We start from the raw sequence: 20974 nt of genomic DNA on the forward strand, positions 1-20974 counted from the left end.
ATTAAACCCGTCAAGAAAGCCCCCCACATCAGCCATTAAGGCTTGGCAGGCGCACCAGACTCCAAATCGTAGTGCTGATTCACCGCATACTCATTAATCACTGCCTTGCAGTGATGATAATCTGCCATCGCTTTGCGATTGAAGTGCGTATCAAAACGATCTCTGGACCGTAACGTAGGCAAGAAGAAATACTTGGGTAGATCCACATGCTGCCGATGGTTCTTGCGCGCATCGGTCAAGAGAGCAAGCCGTACCTTATCCTGCTGCCAAGCCGCATGATAACTACGCAACATAAGCGTGCTGGACAGCAGCCAGATCGAACAGCCCGCCCCCAATATCACCCAAAGACAGCGCTGCATCTGCACAGAACGCTGCGCCAGCAGATCGTGCCCATAAATAGACAAGGCCACCAGCAGATACATCAGGCCGCCATTCAAGGCCCGCTTGGGAATATTGGGTGCCAAAACCAGTATGGCATTAGCCAGCAGTGAAGCACCGATCAGCAAGAAAATGGCCCGGCGGACCGGCTCAGATGAAGCAGGCCCGGCTACCAAACGCCAGACCAGCATGACCAGAATTGCCCCCCAATAACGCAACATCGCGTCAGGGAAACGACGGCCAAAATGCTCCCAAATGCGCCATGACAAAGGCTGTTCGTACCAATGTGCAAAAACCTCGGCCCGTACCTGATTTCCGGGTGCCAATACCAGCACGGCGATCCCCAGCCCCATGCACAGCAGCCAAGCCAGATGCCACTTGCTGAGTGAACCCGTGCGCTGAAAATGCCTTAGGCTCAGATACGCCAGCAAACACCAACTGATAATGCCGGTGTTCTCATTGGAGCAACCGGCCAGCACGGCCAGAACGCAGAGCGCCAAACCCGTGCCAACGGAGGGCCTGCCCTTTTGCAAATACCAAACAAAGGCCAGTACAAAACCGAAGTTGAACAGGTTGGGCCACAGGTAATTGGCGGCTCCTACCAACCAGAATGTGGTTTGCCCCAGATGGGGATTGACTAGCCAATACAAGGTAAAGACCAGTAGCAGCAAGGACGGGCGCAAGGCCCGTCCGGCCAGTTGAGCTCCTAATGCTGTCAGTATCGTGATCAGTCCAAACAGGGCCGCCGTATTGAGCGTGGCTTTCAGCCACCCGGGCGCCAGGCTGAGCATGGCGCTGGAGAGCGTGTCCGATACCAACCGGCCGCTCCAGTGCAAGTAATGATGCTTGATGGACTCCCACGCAATGCCTTTGTTGGCATAGCTGAAGTCGTCCGAAATCATGGGCGTGAGCCAGTAAATGGACCACGTCGCCATGACGGCCAGCACTGAAAAAATAATAAAGACCCAGGCACCAGAACGGCGGCCGAGCAAGGGCTGACTGAATCGGGATTCAGCAAAAGAGAGAGTTGAGCTCATCGGAGTGAAGAGGCGGTGTTGTAGTCAGGTTCACGACGACGGTATTACACATCGCCCGCTGCCCTGGATGTTGAGGCCATGGTGATAGTAATTATTTACCGGGCCCGGTAGTGAAGAAATTATCTCAGCTCACCGTTGAAACACAGCGTTTAACGGCCTTACTGCTCGTCATCCTTTAAATCTAAACCAAATCGGGGTTTTCCCTGCTTTTGCGGCTTCTTGCGCTTATTGGCTAGGCGCTGCGCAAAGTGGATATACCGGCCCAAACAGCACTTCTACCATTGGCTCCATCGTCATACCTAAAAAACAAAAGGAGAAGGACGTGGGGGACATCAATAAAAAAATAGCAGCCGCTGTACTGGGAGTGGGCGCATTGGGCGCCGGTCCGGCCTATGCCATTGAAGGTAATGGCCTGCCCATTTATCCCGATGGTTTGGAAAACTTCATGAGTGGCGCTCTGCCGCCACCCGGTGTGCATTTGCTGATGTACGGCGGTGCCATGCGCTATGACTCTGTACGGGACAAGAACGGCGACAAGCTGCCTATTCCGGACTTCAAAGTCGATGTGGCCATGGTGGCACCGCGTCTGGTGTGGGTAACGGATCAACAGCTTTTTGGTGGTCAATTGGCGTTCCACGCTCTGGCTCCTTTGTTGACCGTCAAGGCTCAGGCTGCCGGTCAATCCCAGCGTCGTAGTGGTCTGGGTGATGTGGTGTTTGGTCCTGCTCTGGGTTTTCACCCCAGCGAAAAAATGCATTACGTGCTGGGTGTGGACTTTGTCGCCCCGACAGGTCGCTACAAGGTAACTGATAGCGCCAACCTGGGCCGCAATTACTGGGCTATCCAGCCCGCTGCCGCGTTCAGCTACATGCAGCCCAGCGGCATCAACCTGGATTTGAAGATGATGGTGGACTTCAACTTCCGCAACAGCGATACCGAAACCCGTACGGGTAAAGCCATTCACGCCGACTACGCCGTGGGTTGGGGCTTTGGCAATGGTCTGGTGCTGGGTGTGGGCGGTTATGCCTATCAACAGATTGAAAGCGATCGTGGCCCGATGGCCGGTGACAGCAAGGCGCGCTCCTTCGCCATTGGTCCCAGCCTGCGTTACGCCAACGATAAAGGTTTGCTGATTACGGCCAAGTATCAACAGGATCTGGGTGTACGTGGCCGTCCAGAAGGAAAACAATTTTTTGTAAAAGTAGCGGTGCCTTTCTAAGGGCCCGCGGCAGGAGAGCGACATGAAGGGACTGAAAGACAAGGTAGTCATCGTCACCGGTGGTGCAACGCGTGTTGGTGCGGGTGTGGTCGAGGTATTGATGGGCTACGGCGCACGTGTGGCGGTGTTCGATATTGATGCCGCCGGTGGTCAGAAAGCCGTGGGCAGCGATGCCGCCAAAGCCAAATTCTGGGAAGTGGACATCACCAGCGATCAAAGCCTGAATTCCGCTATTGAGCAGGTCAAGGCGCATTTTGGTCGTGTGGATGGCCTGGTCAACCTGGCCTGTTCCTATCTGGATGAAGGCATGGTTTCCAGCCGCGAAGACTGGCTCAAGGCTTTGGATATCAATCTGGTCAGTGCGGTGCAGGCGGCCAAGGCCGTACGTCCCTTGCTGCCGCGTGGTGGCTCCATCGTCAACTTCACGTCCATTTCATCGTCGATCGCACAAACCGGGCGCTGGTTGTACCCGGTCTCCAAGGCCGCTCTGTTGCAACTGACGCGCAGCATGGCTCTGGACTTCGCTCCGGACGGTATCCGCGTCAACTCGGTCTCGCCCGGCTGGATCTGGTCGCGGGTGATGGACGAGCTGACAGGTGGCGACCGTGCCAAAACCGACCGCGTGGCCTCGGCATTTCACATGCTGGGCCGCGTGGGCGACCCGCAGGAAGTAGGCGAAGTCGTGTCCTTCCTGCTCTCGGATGCCGCCAGCTTTGTGACTGGTGCCGACTATGCCGTGGATGGTGGCTACTCGGCCATGGGACCTGAGCAAGGTGTCCCAGCCATCCCCAAATTGGCTGAATAAGAAAAACCGGGACGCCGCCGGGGTGGCGTCCTTAGCTCCCTCAGAAGGAAAAAAATCATGCGTAAAGTTGCTATTGTGGGCGCTGGCCAAGCTGGCATGCCCGTTGCATTCGGCCTTTTGGCCCAGGGCTACGAAGTAGCCGTTTTCACCAACCGCAGCCCTGACGATGTTCGTGGCGGCCGCGTGATGTCCAGCCAGTGCATGTTTGCCGAGGCGCTGGACGTAGAGCGTCGCCTGGGTCTGAACTTCTGGGACGACGAGTGCCCACCCGTACAAGGTATTGGCTTTGCCCTGCCCAACCCCGATCAGCCTGACACCAAGGCCGTAGATTGGAGCGGTCGCCTGGACCGCGAAGCCCAAGCCACCGACCAGCGCGTGAAAATGCCTTACTGGCTGGAGTTGTTCGAGCAGCGCGGCGGCAAGCTGATCATGGAAGACGTGGGCGTGGCCGAACTGGAGCGCATCACCCAGGAATACGATCTGACCATGCTGGCTGCCGGTAAAGGCGAAGTGGTCAAACTGTTCGAGCGCGACGATCAGCGTTCCATGTTCGACAAACCTCAGCGTGCTTTGGCCCTGACCTATGTGCACGGTCTGGAGCCTACGCCCGAATACTCGCGTGTGTCCTTTAACTTCATCCCCGGTGTGGGCGAATACTTTGTGTTCCCTTCGCTGACCCTGTCCGGCCCTTGCGACATCATGGTGTTTGAAGGTGTTCCCGGTGGCCCACTGGACCGCTTCCGCGATGCCAAGACGCCTGAAGCTCACCTGGAGCAAAGCGTATCCTTCCTGCGCGAGTTCCTGCCTTGGGAAGGCGACCGTGCCCGCAATGTGGAACTGACTGACGCCCAGGGTTACCTGTCCGGCGCATTCCCACCCACGGTGCGCAAACCGGTGCTGACACTGCCGTCGGGCCGTATGGTACTGGGTCTGGGTGACGCTGTCGTGGTGAACGATCCCATTACCGGCCAGGGTTCCAACAATGCCGCCAAAGCCGCCCAGGTGTATCTGGACAGCATTTTGCAACGTGGTGACGGCGCGTTTGACCGCAACTGGATGCAGGACACCTTTGAGCGTTACTGGGATTACGCCAACCTGGTGGTGCGCTGGACCAACTCCATGTTGAAGCCGCCAACCGATTCCTCGTTCGCTTTGTTGACCTCGGCTCAGCAATCGCCCGCCCTGGCTCACTTCCTGGCCAACAGCTTCAATCACCCACCGGTTCTGTTCCCGGCCTGGGAAGATCTGAACGCCGCCCAGGCTTTGATCGAGAAGACACGCAGCCAATCTGTGGCTGCCTGATAGATAGTATTCAAGGAGACGTATCATGACCCCCACCGCAACGCTGCAAGACTCCCCGTCCCAAACCGCTGCCCAGCGGCAGGCCGTGTCTGCCCAAGCGTTGGCAGCCGCTGACGCCAAACCCACACCGTCCAATCTGAATGTGGTCGATAGCCGTGCGTTTCGCCAGGCACTGGGCCATTTTCCAACGGGTGTGGCCATTGTCACGACTCGTTGCCCCGATGGTCGGGCGGTGGGTCTGACCATCAACTCCTTTACATCCCTGTCGCTGGACCCGCCTCTGGTGATGTGGAGTCTGGTGAATCATTCGCCCAGCCTGGATATTTTCCAGAACTGCAGCCACTTTGCCATCAACGTGATCAGTCAGGAGCAGGTTCCGGTCGCTATGGGGTTCGCCAGCTCGCAGGTGAAAGATAAGTTTGCGCTGGTCTCGCATGTGGATGGTGAAGAAGGTGTGCCGCTGCTGGACGATTGCGTGGCGACCTTTGTGTGCGAGAACTACCGTCAGCACGAAGGTGGTGACCACACCCTGTTTATTGGTCGTGTAGTGCGCCACACCACCTTGACTGAGCACGAGCCTGCGGTGTTTCACCGTGGCCGTTTTGCCAACCTGACTACGCCTAGCGGAGATCGTTGAAATGAGCGACGCGCACAGCGCTGATGTGGTGATTGTCGGCAGTGGGATGAACTCCCTGACTTGCGCGGCCTTGCTGGCACAGCGTGGTTTGTCGGTAACGGTGCTGGAGCGCAACGCCGTGGCCGGGGGCTGTATCCGTACGCAGGAGCTGTTCCCCGGTTTCACGCACGATGTTTTGTCCAGTTGGTATCCCTTGTTCATGGGGGGCGCGTCTTATGCTGCCCTGGCCGAACCTCTTGCTAAAGCGGGGCTGGAATTTGCCAAAGGCGAGTACAGCACGGGTCTGGCCATTCCCGGTGGCCCGTCGCTGGCCCTGCGCCAGGATATGGGCGACACGGTACGTCGTTTCAATGACTTGATGCCCGGCGAAGGCGATGCTTTGGGGGCGATGGCTGCCCGCATGTTTGGCCCGGATGCCGGTTTGGTATTTGGGCTGCTGGGTGGTGAGCCCTACCGCTGGCCTATGGCCAAGCTGGCTTTTGGTGCCTGGCGGGAACGCGGGCTGGATGGCCTGATGTCCTTTGGCTCGCAAGCGCTGGAAAGCTTCCGACGCTGGGCCATGCGTGAACTGCGCAGCGATCTGGCTCGGGCCATGATCGCTCCCTGGGTACTGCATAGCGGCCTGGGGCCTGATGAAGCCAGCTCCGCCTTGATCGGCAAGCTGACCTTCAGCGCCGTCGTCAGCGGTGGCATGCCGGTGGTCAAAGGCGGCAGTTACCAGATTGTGAAAGCATTTACCCGCATTATTGAAGAAGCAGGCGGCGCCGTACTGACTAACTCTCATGTGGACCGCGTGCTGGTGGAAGGTAATAAAGCTACTGGCGTGTGTGTGGGTACGCAGCGGTATCTGGCCCGTCGTGCCGTAGTGTGTAATGTGACGCCCGGTCAGTTGTATGGCGATTTGCTGCCAGAAGTAGAGCCTGAATTATTGAAGTCTGCCCAGGATTATCACTATGGCCGGGGCGGCATGCAGATTCACTTTGCCCTGAATTCCCCGCCCGACTGGGTGGACCCGGAGCTGCGCCACGTACCGATGGTGCACGTCACGGAAAGCATGGAGCAGGTATGTTCCTCGGTGGTGACGGCCAGTAATGGTTATCTGCCCGCCAAACCGACTTTGGCCGTAGGCCAGCCGGTGGCGGTGGATGTGACTCGCGCACCGGAAGGACACTGGATTTTATGGGTGCAGATGCAGGAGCTGCCGCGTCATATCAAAGGCGATGAGGCGGGCGAGATTCCCGTGCCCGCCGATGGTCGCTGGAACGAAGCAGTGCGCGAGGCGATGGCCGACCGCGTGCAGGCCCGTCTGGAAACCGTCATGCCGGGTCTGGCCGCCAAGATCATCGGGCGTCGCAGTGTCAGCCCCGCCGATCTGGAAGCCTTGAACATGAATCTGGTCGGGGGCGATCCGTATAGCGGGGTGTGCTCGCCGGATCAGTTCTTTTTCATGCGTCCTTTTGCAGGGCACAAGAACGCGCGCAGCGGCACGACGCCCTGGCGCAATCTGCATCAAATTGGCGCATCGGTGCATCCGGGCCCAGGCCTGGGTGGTCAATCCGGCTATCTGGCAGCCCAGCGTATTTTGAAGGGGTGAGAGGACGGGTGAGGCGGTCAGCTCAATGCTGGCCGCCGCGCACTCGTTGCAGGGTCTCGCTAGGCGTTTCGCCAAAACGGCTGCGGTATTCGGCGCTGAAACGGCCTTGGTGCGCAAAGCCCCAGCGTATGGCCAGATCGGCCAGCGTCAGATGGGGCTCGTTGGAGTGAATCAGTTCGTGGCGTAGCCGGTCCAGCCGGACTTGGCGCAGATACTGCATGGGGCTGACCCCGTAGTGCTCTCGAAAAGCCTGCTGCAAGGTGCGTGAACTGACGCCAGCAATGGTGCTCAGTTCGGCGACCGTAACGGGCAAATGCGCCTGCTCATGCAAATGGCTGGCAACTTTTTTCAGATGACGCGGCAAGACGCGTGTCGGGTTGATCGCCTGGATTTGCGCTGGTGGATGCAGGCCTAACAAGGTGGTCACAGCTAACTGCTCTAGCTGATTGATAATCAGGGGCGAGCGCAAGATATCTTCGTAATTGCGCGCACAGTCCAGCACATAGCGCAGCATGATTTGCCAGGAGGGCTGGGTATGCGCCTCCAGGCGTACCGGAAATAGCAAGCCTTGCGGGCCTACGTCCAGACCTAGACCTCGTGCAGCCTGTTCCACCAGATTGCGGTCGATCTTGAGCATTAATTGCTCATTATTGGCATGCCAGATCATATCCACGTCCTCGTTGGGATTCAGGATCGTGGCGGCGTAGGGAGTGGAGTCCACGGTTTGACCACCGCAGCGAATAGTGGCGGTGCCGTACTGGGGCATCTGGACCAGGTAAAACCCGGCCAGGTGATCAGGCTGAATGTGTACGTCGGCGCCATAGCCCAGGCGGCTTAAAGCGACCTGACCAAACTCGGCGTGTCGCAGGCGGGTTTGCAGGGTCTGGTCGGCACGGAGCTGCTTGAGCTGGTGCGACTTGAACATATCGCTGACAGATTTGCGCACGTGTTCCAGGTCAGCAGAAGCTACACGTGCCCAGTGATCGGGCTTATTTTCCATGTTTCATGTGCCTAGATGGTTCTGAAAGGCAGGAAGGATACGTAAAACCTTGAGTTTCAACGGTTTGCAGCGGCTTTATTTTAGTTGTAAAGTATATCAGTGGGCCACCGGGATTTCCCGCAGTCCTGTTTAGTTTGTTGTGTTTAATAACAGAGAGAACCGTGCAGAAAGACTTTCATTTTTACGAGCCCACACAAGGCCATGGATTGCGCCACGACCCGATCAGCTCGATTGTGGGCCCTCGTGTAATTGGCTGGATCGGCACCAAAAGCACGGAAGGCGTGCTGAACCTGGCTCCGTACAGCTTCTGCAACGTGTTCAACTACCGCCCGCCCGTTATCGCTTTCTCCAGCGTGGGCTACAAAGACAGCGTGCGCAACGCGATTGAAACCGGCGTGTTTACCTGGAATCTGGCGTCGCGTGATCTGGCCGAGCCCATGAACATGACCAGCCTGGAACAGGATGTGCGCGAATTTGAAGTCGCCGGTCTGACTCCTGTGGATTCCCGCCTGATTGATGCCCCCCGCGTGGGCGAGAGCCATGCCTCGCTGGAGTGCAAGGTCACGACTCACTTCCAGTTGAAGGACTCGGAAGGCAAGGACCTGAACACCTGGATGGTGCTGGGCGAAGTGGTGGGCGTGCATGTGTCGCCTAACTGCATCGTGGACGGCATTTATCGCACCGCGATTCCACGTCCTATTTTGCGTGGCGGTGGCCCAGGCGATTACTTTGAAATTACGGACCTGGCCTTGTTTGACATGCCACGTCCCAAGTCCTGATAGCAGGGCTGTCGTCAGAAGCTGCTGGTTGGCGGCTTCATTGGGATGACTGAAAATGCATAACGGCGCCGAAAGGCGCCGTTTGCTTGATACTTGCTCAGGGTGTGGCCGGAGTTTTGGACTGTTTTGCGATTACTCGGTGACGGGTCGATCAGACCGATCCAAGGGTAGATAGCCAGTTACAGACCCATCAATCCGCACTGCGCACCGTAGGCGGGCATCTTAGCCCTTGGACGAACCACCCGCCGCCAGGAACTGCGCCAAACGAGCGCTGCGTGGTGACACCAGCACTTCTTCTGGCGGGCCTTCTTCCTCGATCTGGCCTTCGTGCAGGTACACCACCTTGCTGGAGACGTTGCGCGCAAAACTCATTTCGTGGGTAACAACCACCATTGTGCGGCCTTCTTCGGCTAAGTTCTGCATAACGCGCAAAACTTCGCCCACGCGCTCCGGATCCAGCGCCGAGGTGGGTTCGTCAAACAGCATCACTTCCGGTTCCAGTGCCAGCGCACGGGCAATGGCCACGCGTTGCTGCTGGCCACCGGATAAAAAGGCGGGATATTGTTTGGCCAGATCGCGCGACAGACCAACCTTGTCCAGGTACAGCTCGGCTTTGGCAATGGCCTGGGCCTTGTCCATGCCTTGCACATGAATGGGGGTGGCGGTAATGTTTTCCAGCACCGTCATGTGGGACCACAGGTTGAAGTGCTGGAACACCATCGCCAAACTGGTACGCAGGCGCTTGAGTTGTTGTTTGTCTACCGCAACCAGCTCATCCGTTTTCGGGTCCAGACGGGTTTTCAGTTCCTCGCCCTTGATGACGATACGGCCGGAGTTAGGCGTTTCCAGAAAATTGATGCAACGCAGGAAGGTACTTTTACCGGAACCGCTGGAACCGATCAGGCTGATGACATCGCCCGGCTCTGCGCTCAAAGAGACGCCCTTGAGTACTTCCAGGGAGCCATAGCGTTTGTGAATGTTTTCGATGAGCAGGTTGGGCATGGAAAGCGGTATCGTATTGAAAATAAAAAAGACCGGCGCGACGCGGCAGAGGGGATTACAGCACAGACTGGCCGTCAGGCAAATCATTGGGCCTGTGGTTTTCCCGTACAAATCTGTGGGTCTAAACGGATTTGTGCGCATTTCTGGGTTTATGATGCAGTCTTTCCCGCAGCCCTGATCGGGCTAAGGGCGCAGCGCAAGCCGCGTTTTAGCCAAGCTTAGGTGTCCGTTTTAGGGGACCTGTTTCTAGAGAGTGTTGTCATGAAAAAAGTGGTCCGTGCCAAGCTGCATGGTATCAAGGTGACCGGTGCCGACTTGAACTATCACGGGTCGATCACCCTGGATCCGGAAATCTGCGAACAAGCGGGCATTTTACCCATGGAGTTCGTGGAAATCTGGAATAAGGACAGCGGTGCCCGTATTTCTACCTACGTGATCTTCGGTGAACCCGGCTCGCGCTGCGTGGTTCTGAACGGCGCGGCGGCTCGTACCTGTCAAAAGGGCGACACCGTCATCATCTGCGCGACCGAATACGTGATGAACTCGGAAGATCTGTATTCCCTGCGTCCTACCGTGCTGACCTTCACGCCAGAAAACGAAGTGGACGAAGTCATGCACTACGAAGTGGCCAAGACCGCCCAGCGCGATTACGACTTCCGTGTGGTACGCGACGACCGCCCTCGCGGTGCCGAGCGTCCACTGGCCCGTGTCGACGTGGACGCCCTGTCCGCTGACCTGCGCTCCCGTGGTCTGGATGATCGCGCTATTGCTGACATTCTGTCCTGCCACCTGGCCGATTTCGCGCCTGCGAATCAGAACTGATTGATCTTCATCGGGCTGCATCTGGTCCGATGATGGCTGTAGTAAAAAACGCTGTGTTTGCTGCCTGAGGCAGTGAACACAGCGTTTTTTTGTTCCGTTACAAGGTATTAAGAGCGCTGCGATAAGAGCGCTTGAGTACCTTGTTCACGTTTAGCCTTAGTACTGGGCGCGCAGCGTCAGCATGACGTTACGTGGGTCGCCGTAGTAGTTGTAGGCACGTTCGTGGGCGATGTAGCGGTAGTAGTTCTTGTCGAACACGTTGTTCACGTTGAGGGTGGCTGAAACCTTGGGCGTGAAGTCGTAGCGCACCATCAGATCGGCCACGGCATAAGGATTTTGCTCGATACGGATCGTGCCCGCCGTGTTTTCGTACAGGAACTTGGTCTGCCACGTGAAGCCGCCACCCACTGTCCACTGACGCAGTGAGCCAGGCAGGCGGTAAGTGGTAAAGAGCTTGAACATGTGCTCGGGCGTGCGGGTGTTGAAGGGCTTGCCTTGGTTGGCCGCATCCTTCACGTACTTGGTGGTGTTGTACGTGTAGCCCGCTGTCAGATTCCAACCTGGGGCCAGTTCACCCGACAGTTCCGCCTCAATCCCTTCGCTGCGCACTTTGCCAGCCGCCATCGAGCAGTAATCGCTGGTGGTGTAGGGGCAAGGTTTGGGGCCGTCCAGATCGCTCTGGGCGCGGTTGGTTTCCTCGATACGGAAGGCTGCCAGCGAGGCCTGCACGCGGCCATCCTGGAATTCGCCCTTGATACCCGCCTCGTAGTTGGCACCCACGATGGGTTTGAGCAGCGAGCCATTGCGGTCGATCGCGTTTTGTGGACGGAACACGTCGGTGTAGCTGGCATACAGCGAGTAGTTGTCGTTCAGATCGAATATCAGACCGGCGTACGGTGTGAACTCGCCACTGACCTTGTAGCCCGAGGAGCCCGTGTTGGCGCCCGTGAGCAGGTTGGTGCTGTCGCTGGTGTAGTCCCACCAACTCCAACGGCCACCCACGATCAGCGTGAGCGGATCGGCAAGGCTCAGACGGGCGGCGGTATAGATGCCTGACTGCTTGGTGGTGGTGGCGGTACGCGACTCATAGGGCCCAATGTTGGGCGGGGGCAGCGAGGTAGGATCCCAATTAAAGACATCGGGCCGGATGCTGGCGTATTCACGCAGCGGCACCTGATCAGTCTCGGTAGGGTTGCGGCGCATATTCGCACCCACTACTAGTTCATGCTTGCGGCCCAGCAAGGAGAATGGGCCCGAGGCGTACAGATCCACGCTGGTCTGGGTGCGGTTCAGGCTGCTGGCCTTGGCGTAGTTCAGAAATGGCCCAAGGTGGGTGTTGCGGTCTACGCCCGAGCCTGAGGCGGAAAGAAATACCGTGTCCACGTCGTAGTGTTGGCGGTTGGCTGACAGCTTGGTCTGCCAGCCGTTGTCCATCTCCCAGGTCAGATCACCGAATACGGTGGTACTGCGGGTGGCGCGGTGGTTCCAGTCGGCACCCAGGTAAGTGCTGCGTGGCAGTCCGAGATCGCCACCATCGGCAAAGAAGACAAGGCCGGTACCGTTGGGCGTGCCCTTGGTGCGCTGGTGGTCCACTCCCACAGTGGCCGTGAGTGAAGGCGTGAAGTCGTACTGCAAGACGCCGTACACCACTTCCTTGCGTTCCTTGACGTGATCTACGAACGAGTCGCGGTCGTCATGCACCGCTACCACCCGCCCGCGCAGATCCCCACTCTTGTTGAGCGGACCGGAGACGTCGGCTTCCACACGGTAGCTGTTCCACGATCCGACCATCGCGCTGCCGCTGGCGGCAAATTCGCGTGTGGGTTGTTTGCGTACCAGATTGAGTGTGCCGCCCGGGTTGCCAGCACCCTGCAACAGACCCGCAGCGCCGCGTACCACTTCCACGCGGTCGTAGATAGCCATGTCGGCGGCTGCTTCCGAGCCGCCTGCACCTAGCGAGACAGGCACGCCGTCAAGCTGGGCAGTGTCCAGCGAGAAGCCACGGATCTGGTAGGTCGTGCCCAGTACTTCGCCTTCCTGCACCTTGACGCCGGTGGCTTGCTTGAGTGCGTCGTTAAGTGTGAGCAGACCTTGGTCGTCTAGCCGCTGGCGCGTAATGACGCTGACCGACTGCGGAGTTTCACGCGCCGACAGATTCATGCGCGTAGCTGAGCTTGCGGAAGCGTTGGTGTAGCTACCTGTGCCTTCGGTCCTTGGATCGAGTTGTCCACGCACGGTTACGGCGCCTAGCTGGGTGACGTCGTCGGCAGATGGCTGGGGAGCTTGGCGCAGATGATAGCTGCCATCCGAGCTGGCAACGGCGGTCAGGCCGGTACCGCTCAGCAAGGTGTCCAGCGCGGCCTGGGGCGACAAGGTGCCGGAGGCTCCAGGACTGTTTTTACCCTTGGCCAGTTCAGCCGCTCCCGCTACCAGCACCCCGGAGGCGCTGGCGAAACGGGCCAGCGCAGTGCTTAAGGGGCCAGCAGGAATGTTGTAGTTCTGGGCGCTGGGTGAGGCCGCTTGCGCCAGGCTCAAGGGCTCGGCTTGAGCCTGTGTGTGCCACGTGCCCAGGCCCAGTGCGCTGCTGGCGATGGCCAATTGAATCAGGCAGGCCAGCGGGGTCTGTCGAAAACGGGGCTGGAGCGCAGGGGTGGCAGGTGAAGGGGACGCCTTACGGGCGGCGATAGGCGGGGAATAGCCGGACATGGTGAATGCTGCTCCTTGGAAGCGGTGTAATCGGCGAGAGCAGGCCGGTCTGCACATGCCCTGCTCCAGTTCTGGCGCAGCGGCACGGGACGTGATGAAACAAGGCCCTCTTTAGCTATATCGAGCAAGCCAAGAAAAAGCGGAACTCGGGTTGGAGAAAATATCGGGTTTTGGCAACAAGCCGCCCAGATTGTGGCCTTGGGCGGGTCCTGCTTGCCCAGGGCAAACAGAATCAGCGGCCCGCCTGGGCGATTTCAATGCTGACCCACCACGGCAAGGTTCGTTTGATACGGATGGGCAGCACGCCTTCCAGCATGCTCAATGCCCGGTCCGGGTCAGTGGCGGGATAGCTGCCTATAACCGGTAATTGCGCCGCCTCGGGAGAGACGCTGATATAGCCGCCGCGATAGCGCTGCAGTTCGTTGACCACATCCAGCAAGGGGGTGTTGTCGGTCACGATGATGCCTTTGACCCAGCTCTGACGTTCGGGGGCGGCAGGGGCGAGCTCCGCAATATGCGAACGGCTCAAGCGGGTCTGTTGCCCCGCATGCACGATGCGGCGGGTGTTGTGGGCCGAGGTGTCGATCTGGACAGCACCCTGGTAGACCGCCAGCAAGGTCTCCTGGCCATCCAGCCGTACCGTAAAGCGCGTCCCCAGAGCACGCAGTTGCCCCTGGCGGGTGTTAACCAGAAAGGGGCGGCTGGGGTCAGCGGCGGTTTCAACCAGTATTTCACCGGCCACCAGAGATAGCACACGCTGGTCGGCACGAAAGTCGTGGTTAAGCGCGGTGTCCGAGCTGAGCCAGACCGTAGACCCATCAGGCAGCACCAGTTTGCGCACTTCTCCTTGTGGGCTGCGATGCTCGGCAGACCAGGCCAGCACGGTCTGGGATACGGACGTATGTTGCCAGGCAAACCAGCCGCCCAAGCCTGCGCCTGCCAGCGTGCCCAAGCCCAGCAGTAGTTGACGGCGACGCCTCAGGCGCTGGTTGGCCAGACAATAGCTCTGGACGGCAGCCTGACGATTGCTGCTGTTCTGGATGGTCTCAAAGCGACCGCTGATGCGCTCTACATACTGCCAGGCCTGACGGTGTTCGGCCTGGGCGGCCAGCCAGTTTTGCCAGTTGTTCTGATCGTCGGGCGAGGCCTCGCCCGAGCGCAACAGGGCAAACCATTCGGCGGCTTGTTCCAGTGCGCTAAAGGAAGGCTCCAGTGTCTGGTCGGGATGAAGTTCGGAGGTGCTCATGGTGGCTTGCGTACGGATAGTCAGCGCGGCTCGGGCAGGCTGAGCTCCTGCAGTACGGGCATCTCCGATGCGGTTTGACGGGCCTCCAGCTTCAGGCAGCACAACATGGCCTGGCTAAGGTATCGGTGCACCATACGGGTAGAGACGCCCAGTGTTTCGGCAATATCCCGGTTGCTCATGCCATCGGCCATGGCCATGAAAAAGGCATTGCCGACCTTGGCCGGTAGCGTGCGCAACATGCTGTCTATCTCGTGCAGGGCTTCCAGGACGATGGCTTGATGCTCGGCAGAGGGAGCCAGCGCAGCCGGGCGGTTGGCCAGTTCTTCCAGCCAGGCTTGTTCAATCTGACGGCGACGCCACAAATCCACGCACATGCCGTTGGCCATTAGCCGCAAATAGACACGCGCTTCGGGCTCACTGCCAAATTGGCGAGGTTTTTGTAGCAGTCGTACAAAAACGTCTTGTGCCAGGTCGGCGGCGTCGAAGGAATTGCCCAATCTTCGCCGCAGCCAGCTATGCAACCAGCTATGGTAATTCCGGTACAGCGATTCCGTGTCTGGTGAGAAGGCGGCAGTGTGCATGATGCGGTCCAGTGATGCCTGCTCGACCAGGAAAACGGTAGAGATTCTGGCAATTAGAACTGAGAATAATTCTCAATTATCAGAAAAAACCGCCCATTCGGCAAGCTGCCGTGGGCGGTTTTACTGTTGGCATCACATCCGATCAGGCTTGATCGCGCCCTTCTTCAACGGCATGACAAGCGATTTCATGCTGCTCGGTTCTCAGCAAAGCGGGGGCTTCGCGGCGACAGCGATCATTGGCCAGCGGGCAGCGTGGATGAAAGGTACAGCCCGATGGCGGGTTCAGCGGGTTGGGCACTTCACCAGCCACTGGGATACGGCTTTTACCTGCCCCGCTCATGTCTGGAATGGCTCCCAGCAGCATGCGTGTGTAGGGGTGGCGGGGTTGTGCAAATAAATCGTCGCGTGGCGCAATTTCCACAATCCGGCCCAGATACATCACGCCAACCCGGTCGGCGACGTGGTGCACCACGGCCAGGTTGTGCGAGATGAACAGGTAAGTCAGGCCCAGCTCGCGCTGCAAGTCCTTCATCAGATTCAGGACCTGCGCCTGCACCGACACGTCCAGTGCCGAGGTAGGTTCGTCACAGACGATGAATTCCGGTTGCAGGGCCAGGGCGCGGGCAATGGAAATGCGCTGGCGCTGGCCGCCGGAGAATTGATGCGGGTAGCGTTGGGCGTCGTTGGCGTTCAGGCCTACTTGCGTCAGCAGTTCTGCCACTTTGGCTTCCTGCTGGGCACTGCTCATCTTGGTGTGGGTGACCAGCGGTTCGGCAATGATGCGGCCCACGCGCCAGCGTGGATTCAGGCTGGCATAGGGGTCCTGAAAAATCATCTGACGGCGCTTGCGCATGGCCTGCTTGCTGGCTTTATCCATAGACTGCATGGACTGCCCGTCAAACAGGATTTCACCGCGCGTCAGCGAGTACAGGCCTGTCAGCAGACGGGCTACGGTGGATTTACCACAGCCCGATTCGCCCACCAGAGCCAGGGTTTCACCCTTGTTCAAGGTGAAGCTGACCCCGTCGACGGCGCGCAGATTCACTTTGGGTTTGCGGTAGACCAGACGTTCTAGTAAAGGCGGGGAAACATCAAACCAACAGGCAGCGTCCTTGACCTGGACCAGGGCTTGTTTAGGGGCGCTCATGCGGACTCCTGGGCATGCAGCCAACAGGCCGCCTGTGTCTGAGGGGGGACGGGCATCAGCTCGGGGCGCTCGACCAGGCAGCGATCAAAACGGCGGTCACAGCGCGGATTGAAAGCACAGCCCGCAGGGATGGCGTTCAGGCGCGGCATGCTGCCGGGGATTTGTTCCAGGCGTTCCAGCCCGGCGTGCAGATTGGGGATGGAGCGCATCAGGCCACGGGTATAAGGGTGGCTGGGCTTCTGGATGACGTCCTGCACAGGGCCAATTTCGATAATGCGGCCCGCGTACATCACGGCCACGCGGTCAGCGGTTTCGGCAATCACCCCCATGTCGTGAGTAATCAGCATGACCGAGGTGCCTTGCGAGCGACAGAGCTTTTTCAGCAGGTCGATAATCTGTGCCTGAATGGACACATCCAGCGCGGTGGTGGGCTCGTCGGCCACGATCAGCTTGGGCTCGGCGGCCAGGGCCAGCGCAATGACCACACGCTGGCGCATACCGCCGGAGAACTGATGCGGGTAGTGGTCGATACGCTCACGGGCGGCCGGGATGCCGGTGGCTTCCAGCAGCTCGATGGCACGCTCCTGGGCCTGTTTCCAGGACAGGGGCAGGTGCGTCACGATGGTTTCCGCCAATTGATGGCCCACGGTGTACAGCGGGTTCAGCGAGGTCAGCGGGTCCTGAAAGATCGCGCCAATCTGGCGGCCCCGAATCTTGCGCATCTGGTCCTGATTCAGATTGTCGATACGCTGGCCTTCCAGCAGGATTTGCCCGCCGCTGATGCGGCCAGGGGCATCCAGCAAACCAATAATGGACGCGCCCGTCAGGGACTTGCCCGCGCCGGACTCCCCCACTACGCCCAGCACTTCGCCGGGAGCAATGGAAAAGGACACATGATCCAGAGCCTGGAGCACGCCACGTCGGGTCGGAAATTCGACACAGAGGTCTTGGACAGTTAAGAGTGCAGTCATGGCTCAGCTCAATTTGGGGTTCAGGGCGTCACGCAACCAGTCGCCCAACAAGTTGACCGACAGCACCAGCAGCACCAGCATCAGACCGGGGAAAATGGTGATCCACCATTCGCCCGAGAACAGGAAGTCGTTACCAACGCGAATCAGCGTGCCCAGGGAGGGCGAGGTGGCCGGTACGCCGACGCCCAGAAAGGACAGAGTGGCTTCCGTAATGATGGCAGTGGCCAGATGTACGGTAGCCAGCACCAGCACCGGCCCCATCACGTTGGGCAGCACATGGCTGAACATGATGCGGGACGAGGACACGCCAATGACGCGGGCAGCCTGCACGTATTCCCGGTTTTTCTCGACCAGAGTAGAGCCACGCACGGTACGGGCATATTGCGGCCAACCGGCCAGTGCAATGGCCCCGATCAGCACCGGAAAGGCGACCACATCGTGCATGCTCAAGGGGAATACGGCACGGGCGACACCGTCGATCAAAAGTGCAATCAGAATGGCCGGGAAGGACAATTGCACGTCCGCCACACGCATGATGAAGGCATCAACGCGGCCACCGGAGTAACCGGCCAGCAGACCCAGCACAATGCCCACAATCATGGACAGGGCGACCGAGGCCAGACCAATCAGCAAGGAGGTGCGGGTGCCGTACAGCAGCGCTGAGTACAAGTCGCGGCCTTGGCTGTCTGTGCCCAACCAGTATTGGGGCGAGCCGTTCTCTGACCAGGCGGGCGCCAGCAAGGCATCCATCAGGTCGATGGAGGTCAGATCGAAGGGATCGTAGGGAGCCACCCAGCGTGCGCCCAGTGCGCCGATAAACAGCAGCAGAGCCATGATGGTGGCCACAATAGCGACGGGTGAATGACGCCAGGACCAGATCAGATCGCTATCCCAGGCAGTTTTTAATTTAGCGAACATATTAGTGCCCCTTGGCGCCCGACAACTGGGTGCGCAGACGTGGATCGACCAGGAAGTACAACAGGTCTACCAGCAGGTTGATCACAACAAATACCAGGGCAATCAGACAGAGATAGGCCGCCATGACGGGGATGTCGGCAAATTGCACGGCCTGGATAAACAGCAGACCCATGCCAGGCCATTGGAAAACGGTTTCCGTCACGATGGCAAAGGCGATGATGCCGCCCAGTTGCAAGCCCGTGATGGTGATGACCGGCACCATGGTGTTTTTCAGGGCATGACCAAAGTGAATGGCCCGTTGTGACAGACCACGGGCACGGGCGAACTTGATGTAATCGGCGCGCAGAACTTCCAGCATCTCGGAGCGCACCAGACGCAAAATCAAGGTGAGCTGGAACAAACAGAGTGTGATGGCGGGCAGGATCAAATGTTTGATGCCGTCCCAACTGAGCAGGCCGGTGCTCCACCAACCCAGTTTCATGACCTCGCCCCGGCCATAGCTGGGCAACCAGCCTAGCTGAACCGAGAAGATCAGGATCAGCAAGATACCGATCAGGAAAGTGGGTAGTGAAATTCCCAGCAGGGAAAAGGCCAAAATGCTTTGCGCCATGAAGCCATTGCGTTTCAGGGCGGTATACACGCCTAGCGGCAAGCCGATCAGCAGGGCCAGTATGGCGGCCACAACAGACAGTTCAACCGTGGCGGGCAGGCGGTCTTTCAGCAAGGTGGAAACGGGTTGGGCTTGCCGTAGCGACAGGCCAAACTCGCCTTGTACGGCTTGGGAAACAAAGCGCCCGAATTGAACCGGGGCGGGTTGATCCAGGCCCAGGCTGGCGCGTAGCTCCACGCGATCCTGTTCAGTAGCGTCCTGACCCAGCATGATGGTGACCGGATCGCCAATATAGCGAAACAGCACGAAGGCCAGCAGGCTGACCGTCAGCATCACCAGAACAGCCTGGATCAGACGGCGAATAATAAATACCAACATAGGCGGTCTCCTGGTTCAGCGCGAGGATCACTCGCGACCAGTGTCGTCCTTAAGGTGTAGAAATGGCCCGGCAAGGGGGCTGGTGTAGAAATGATGACTACAGCGTAATTGGAACCAGCCCCGCACGGAGGCGGGGCTGGGTTCTGGGGGAAGGCTTACTGAATGGTGGTCCATTGAGCCAGCATGCGGTTGTCCGCACGGTGGATCACATTGACCTTCTTGGCCATGGCCCAAGGAATGATCTGGTCATGCAAAGGGATATGGCCCACTTCCTTGGCGTGGATTTCCAGAACCTTGTGGATGGCGGCATCGCGCTTGGCGGTGTCGGTCTCGGTCTTGATCTGGTCGATCAGGGCGTCCACTTCGGCGTTTTCGTAGCCACCAAAGTTAAAGGAGCCGTCAGCGCCCTCGCCTTTGCTGTGCATCAGGCTTTGCAGGGTGTACAGCGCGTCAAAGGTCGGCACGCCCCAGCCAAACATATAGGCGCTGGAGTCAAAGCTTTGTACTTTGGGGAAGTAGGTGGCGCGTGGCATGGCGTTCAGGTTGGCTTTCACGCCGACCTTGGCCCACATGCCCACGATGGCCTGGCAGATGGCTTCATCGTTGATGTAGCGATCGTTCGGGCAATCCAGCGTGAAGGTCAGGGAGTTGTCGTAACCGGCCTCTTTCAGCAGTTCCTTGGCGCGGTCCTGGCTGTAAGGAAGGCGTTGTGCCAGCTCCTTGGTGTAGCCGTGAACCTGAGGGGCCACCATGGTGCCGGTGGGGGCGGAGGAACCGCGCATTACGGCTTTCTTGATGGCTTCAATGTCGATGGCGACATACAGGGCTTCACGCACGCGCTGGTCTGCAAAGGGGTTCTTGCCCTTGATGCTGCTGTATTTCAGCTCTGGATTCTTTTGATCCAGACCCAGGTAGATGGTGCGGTATTCGTTGCCTTCCACAATCTTGGCTTGCTGGCGCAGGCGCTGCAAATCTTGTGCAGGCGGGTCCAGAACCAGATCCACTTCGCCGGACAGCAAAGCGGCGGTACGGGTGGCGTTCTGTTTGATCGGCACGTAGATCACTTCGGTGACGTTGCCGACCTTGTTGCCCTTGTTCCACCACTCTTCGTTTTCTACAAAGACGGTGCGTACGTCCACTTCACGCGATTTCAGCTTGTAAGGGCCGGTGCCGTTGGTGTTGCGAGCCGAGAAGGTTTCTTCATTCTTGTTGAAGTCCTGCGGCTGGGTCACATTGTTCTTTTCCGACCAGGCCTTGTTCATCATGAACACGCTGCTCAACTGGCGCAGCAGGACGGGGTTGGGGGCGGACGTAATGATGTCCACGGTCTTGTCGTCAACTTTTTCTGCCTTGACGATGCCGTTCACGTAGGCCTTGAAGTTGGATGTAGGGGCCATGGCGCGCTGAATGGAGAACACCACGTCATCGGCGGTAAAGGGAGCGCCGTCGTGGAATTTCACCCCTTCGCGCAGCGTAAAGCGCCACACAGTAGGTTCACGCTGTTCCCAGGACGTTGCCAGGCTGGGCACAATCTGGAAGTCCTTGTCGTAGTCGACCAGTGCTTCATAGACATACATGCTGCCGGTAATTGTGAGGTTTTCGTTCTGTGCGTGTGGGTCCAGAGTCATGAAGTCGCCCTGGCTGGACCAGGTAAGCGTCTTGCTATGGCCCACCAAGGGCAGGGCGACCAGAGCTGCCAGCGCAGCAGCCAATACTGTTTTTTTCATGAAAACCTCCTGTTGGGGTGCTTGGTGTCGCTGATAGAGAGGCTGCATAGTAACCGGGCGCTTGCTGCCGATTCAATACGTAGTTTCAGCCTGCTGTCAGCTTAATGATGTTTAG

At 58.6% G+C, this 20974-nt stretch carries 18 protein-coding genes; 7 read left to right on the forward strand and 11 right to left on the reverse strand.

Going from position 1 to position 20974, the window contains the following annotated elements; translation table 11 throughout:
• Nucleotides 1-35: 35 nt before the first annotated feature.
• The gene (locus tag JYG33_RS13930; protein ID WP_207872765.1) at nt 36-1415 is read right to left on the reverse strand and encodes a DUF6056 family protein; all 1380 of its coding nucleotides are present in this window, start codon (nt 1413-1415) and stop codon (nt 36-38) included.
• A 331-nt stretch (nt 1416-1746) separates the two neighbouring features.
• On the opposite strand from JYG33_RS13930, the gene JYG33_RS13935 reads away from it, so the two are divergent.
• Genes JYG33_RS13935 through JYG33_RS13955 form a run of 5 tightly spaced genes read left to right on the forward strand, consistent with a single transcriptional unit; the run spans nt 1747 to nt 6972 of the window.
• Nucleotides 1747-2634 (forward strand): transporter, encoded by an 888-nt coding sequence (locus JYG33_RS13935; RefSeq protein WP_207875867.1) that lies wholly within the window; start codon nt 1747-1749, stop codon nt 2632-2634.
• A gap of 22 nt (nt 2635-2656) precedes the next feature.
• Entirely contained in the window at nt 2657-3439 is a 783-nt protein-coding gene (locus tag JYG33_RS13940) for an SDR family oxidoreductase (RefSeq protein ID WP_207872766.1), read from the forward strand.
• Nucleotides 3440-3496: 57 nt separating this feature from the next.
• Nucleotides 3497-4741: a styrene monooxygenase/indole monooxygenase family protein gene (locus JYG33_RS13945; protein WP_207872767.1), complete on the forward strand. Its 1245-nt coding sequence runs from the start codon at nt 3497-3499 to the stop codon at nt 4739-4741.
• Between the two features lie 25 nt (nt 4742-4766).
• A complete protein-coding gene (locus tag JYG33_RS13950; protein WP_207872768.1) occupies nt 4767-5378 on the forward strand; it encodes a flavin reductase family protein in 612 nt (203 codons plus the stop codon).
• 1 nt (nt 5379) lies between these two features.
• Nucleotides 5380-6972: an NAD(P)/FAD-dependent oxidoreductase gene (locus tag JYG33_RS13955; protein ID WP_207872769.1), complete on the forward strand. Its 1593-nt coding sequence runs from the start codon at nt 5380-5382 to the stop codon at nt 6970-6972.
• A gap of 22 nt (nt 6973-6994) precedes the next feature.
• On the opposite strand, the gene JYG33_RS13960 is transcribed toward JYG33_RS13955, so the two are convergent.
• A complete protein-coding gene (locus tag JYG33_RS13960; protein WP_207872770.1) occupies nt 6995-7972 on the reverse strand; it encodes an AraC family transcriptional regulator in 978 nt (325 codons plus the stop codon).
• A gap of 161 nt (nt 7973-8133) precedes the next feature.
• On the opposite strand from JYG33_RS13960, the gene JYG33_RS13965 reads away from it, so the two are divergent.
• Nucleotides 8134-8751: a flavin reductase family protein gene (locus JYG33_RS13965; RefSeq protein ID WP_207872771.1), complete on the forward strand. Its 618-nt coding sequence runs from the start codon at nt 8134-8136 to the stop codon at nt 8749-8751.
• Nucleotides 8752-8973: 222 nt separating this feature from the next.
• On the opposite strand, the gene JYG33_RS13970 is transcribed toward JYG33_RS13965, so the two are convergent.
• The gene (locus JYG33_RS13970; protein ID WP_207872772.1) at nt 8974-9753 is read right to left on the reverse strand and encodes an ATP-binding cassette domain-containing protein; all 780 of its coding nucleotides are present in this window, start codon (nt 9751-9753) and stop codon (nt 8974-8976) included.
• 261 nt (nt 9754-10014) lie between these two features.
• Here JYG33_RS13970 and panD point away from each other — a divergent pair, with 261 nt between their 5' ends.
• On the forward strand, nt 10015-10575 hold the full coding sequence (gene panD / locus JYG33_RS13975) for an aspartate 1-decarboxylase (RefSeq protein ID WP_009461218.1): 561 nt from the start codon (nt 10015-10017) through the stop codon (nt 10573-10575).
• Between the two features lie 156 nt (nt 10576-10731).
• Here panD and JYG33_RS13980 read toward each other — a convergent pair whose 3' ends face one another.
• From JYG33_RS13980 to JYG33_RS14015, 8 genes are all read right to left on the reverse strand, one after another.
• Entirely contained in the window at nt 10732-13281 is a 2550-nt protein-coding gene (locus tag JYG33_RS13980) for a TonB-dependent receptor (RefSeq protein WP_207872773.1), read from the reverse strand.
• Between the two features lie 232 nt (nt 13282-13513).
• Nucleotides 13514-14527, reverse strand: a complete 1014-nt coding sequence (locus JYG33_RS13985; RefSeq protein WP_207872774.1) for a FecR domain-containing protein — start codon at nt 14525-14527, stop codon at nt 13514-13516.
• Nucleotides 14528-14547: 20 nt separating this feature from the next.
• Nucleotides 14548-15108 carry a sigma-70 family RNA polymerase sigma factor gene (locus tag JYG33_RS13990; protein WP_207872775.1) on the reverse strand — a complete coding sequence of 187 codons (561 nt, stop codon included), beginning with the start codon at nt 15106-15108 and terminating at the stop codon, nt 14548-14550.
• A gap of 142 nt (nt 15109-15250) precedes the next feature.
• Nucleotides 15251-16255: a dipeptide ABC transporter ATP-binding protein gene (locus tag JYG33_RS13995; protein ID WP_207872776.1), complete on the reverse strand. Its 1005-nt coding sequence runs from the start codon at nt 16253-16255 to the stop codon at nt 15251-15253.
• On the reverse strand, nt 16252-17226 hold the full coding sequence (locus JYG33_RS14000) for an ABC transporter ATP-binding protein (protein WP_207872777.1): 975 nt from the start codon (nt 17224-17226) through the stop codon (nt 16252-16254). Before JYG33_RS14000 ends, JYG33_RS13995 begins: the two co-directional genes overlap by 4 nt.
• Before the next feature lie 3 nt (nt 17227-17229).
• Nucleotides 17230-18144 (reverse strand): ABC transporter permease, encoded by a 915-nt coding sequence (locus JYG33_RS14005; RefSeq protein WP_207872778.1) that lies wholly within the window; start codon nt 18142-18144, stop codon nt 17230-17232.
• Nucleotide 18145: 1 nt separating this feature from the next.
• The gene (locus JYG33_RS14010; protein WP_207872779.1) at nt 18146-19132 is read right to left on the reverse strand and encodes an ABC transporter permease; all 987 of its coding nucleotides are present in this window, start codon (nt 19130-19132) and stop codon (nt 18146-18148) included.
• A gap of 155 nt (nt 19133-19287) precedes the next feature.
• A complete protein-coding gene (locus JYG33_RS14015; RefSeq protein ID WP_207872780.1) occupies nt 19288-20859 on the reverse strand; it encodes an ABC transporter substrate-binding protein in 1572 nt (523 codons plus the stop codon).
• Nucleotides 20860-20974: the final 115 nt, after the last annotated feature.

This window comes from Alcaligenes sp. SORT26 (genome assembly GCF_017377875.1).
In the GTDB taxonomy this organism is placed as follows: Bacteria; Pseudomonadota; Gammaproteobacteria; order Burkholderiales; family Burkholderiaceae_B; genus Alcaligenes; species Alcaligenes parafaecalis.

Excerpts from the sequence above, each read along its gene's own strand:
- JYG33_RS13980 (WP_207872773.1), bottom strand. The coding sequence starts at position 13,281 with ATGTCCGGCTATTCCCCGCCTATCGCCGCCCGTAAGGCGTCCCCTTCA.
- JYG33_RS14015 (WP_207872780.1), bottom strand. The coding sequence starts at position 20,859 with ATGAAAAAAACAGTATTGGCTGCTGCGCTGGCAGCTCTGGTCGCCCTG.
- JYG33_RS13960 (WP_207872770.1), bottom strand. The coding sequence starts at position 7,972 with ATGGAAAATAAGCCCGATCACTGGGCACGTGTAGCTTCTGCTGACCTG.
- JYG33_RS13930 (WP_207872765.1), bottom strand. The coding sequence starts at position 1,415 with ATGAGCTCAACTCTCTCTTTTGCTGAATCCCGATTCAGTCAGCCCTTG.
- JYG33_RS13995 (WP_207872776.1), bottom strand. The coding sequence starts at position 16,255 with ATGAGCGCCCCTAAACAAGCCCTGGTCCAGGTCAAGGACGCTGCCTGT.
- JYG33_RS14010 (WP_207872779.1), bottom strand. The coding sequence starts at position 19,132 with ATGTTGGTATTTATTATTCGCCGTCTGATCCAGGCTGTTCTGGTGATG.
- JYG33_RS13970 (WP_207872772.1), bottom strand. The coding sequence starts at position 9,753 with ATGCCCAACCTGCTCATCGAAAACATTCACAAACGCTATGGCTCCCTG.
- JYG33_RS14000 (WP_207872777.1), bottom strand. The coding sequence starts at position 17,226 with ATGACTGCACTCTTAACTGTCCAAGACCTCTGTGTCGAATTTCCGACC.
- JYG33_RS13940 (WP_207872766.1), top strand. The coding sequence starts at position 2,657 with ATGAAGGGACTGAAAGACAAGGTAGTCATCGTCACCGGTGGTGCAACG.
- JYG33_RS13950 (WP_207872768.1), top strand. The coding sequence starts at position 4,767 with ATGACCCCCACCGCAACGCTGCAAGACTCCCCGTCCCAAACCGCTGCC.
- JYG33_RS14005 (WP_207872778.1), bottom strand. The coding sequence starts at position 18,144 with ATGTTCGCTAAATTAAAAACTGCCTGGGATAGCGATCTGATCTGGTCC.
- panD (WP_009461218.1), top strand. The coding sequence starts at position 10,015 with ATGAAAAAAGTGGTCCGTGCCAAGCTGCATGGTATCAAGGTGACCGGT.
- JYG33_RS13990 (WP_207872775.1), bottom strand. The coding sequence starts at position 15,108 with ATGCACACTGCCGCCTTCTCACCAGACACGGAATCGCTGTACCGGAAT.
- JYG33_RS13955 (WP_207872769.1), top strand. The coding sequence starts at position 5,380 with ATGAGCGACGCGCACAGCGCTGATGTGGTGATTGTCGGCAGTGGGATG.
- JYG33_RS13945 (WP_207872767.1), top strand. The coding sequence starts at position 3,497 with ATGCGTAAAGTTGCTATTGTGGGCGCTGGCCAAGCTGGCATGCCCGTT.
- JYG33_RS13985 (WP_207872774.1), bottom strand. The coding sequence starts at position 14,527 with ATGAGCACCTCCGAACTTCATCCCGACCAGACACTGGAGCCTTCCTTT.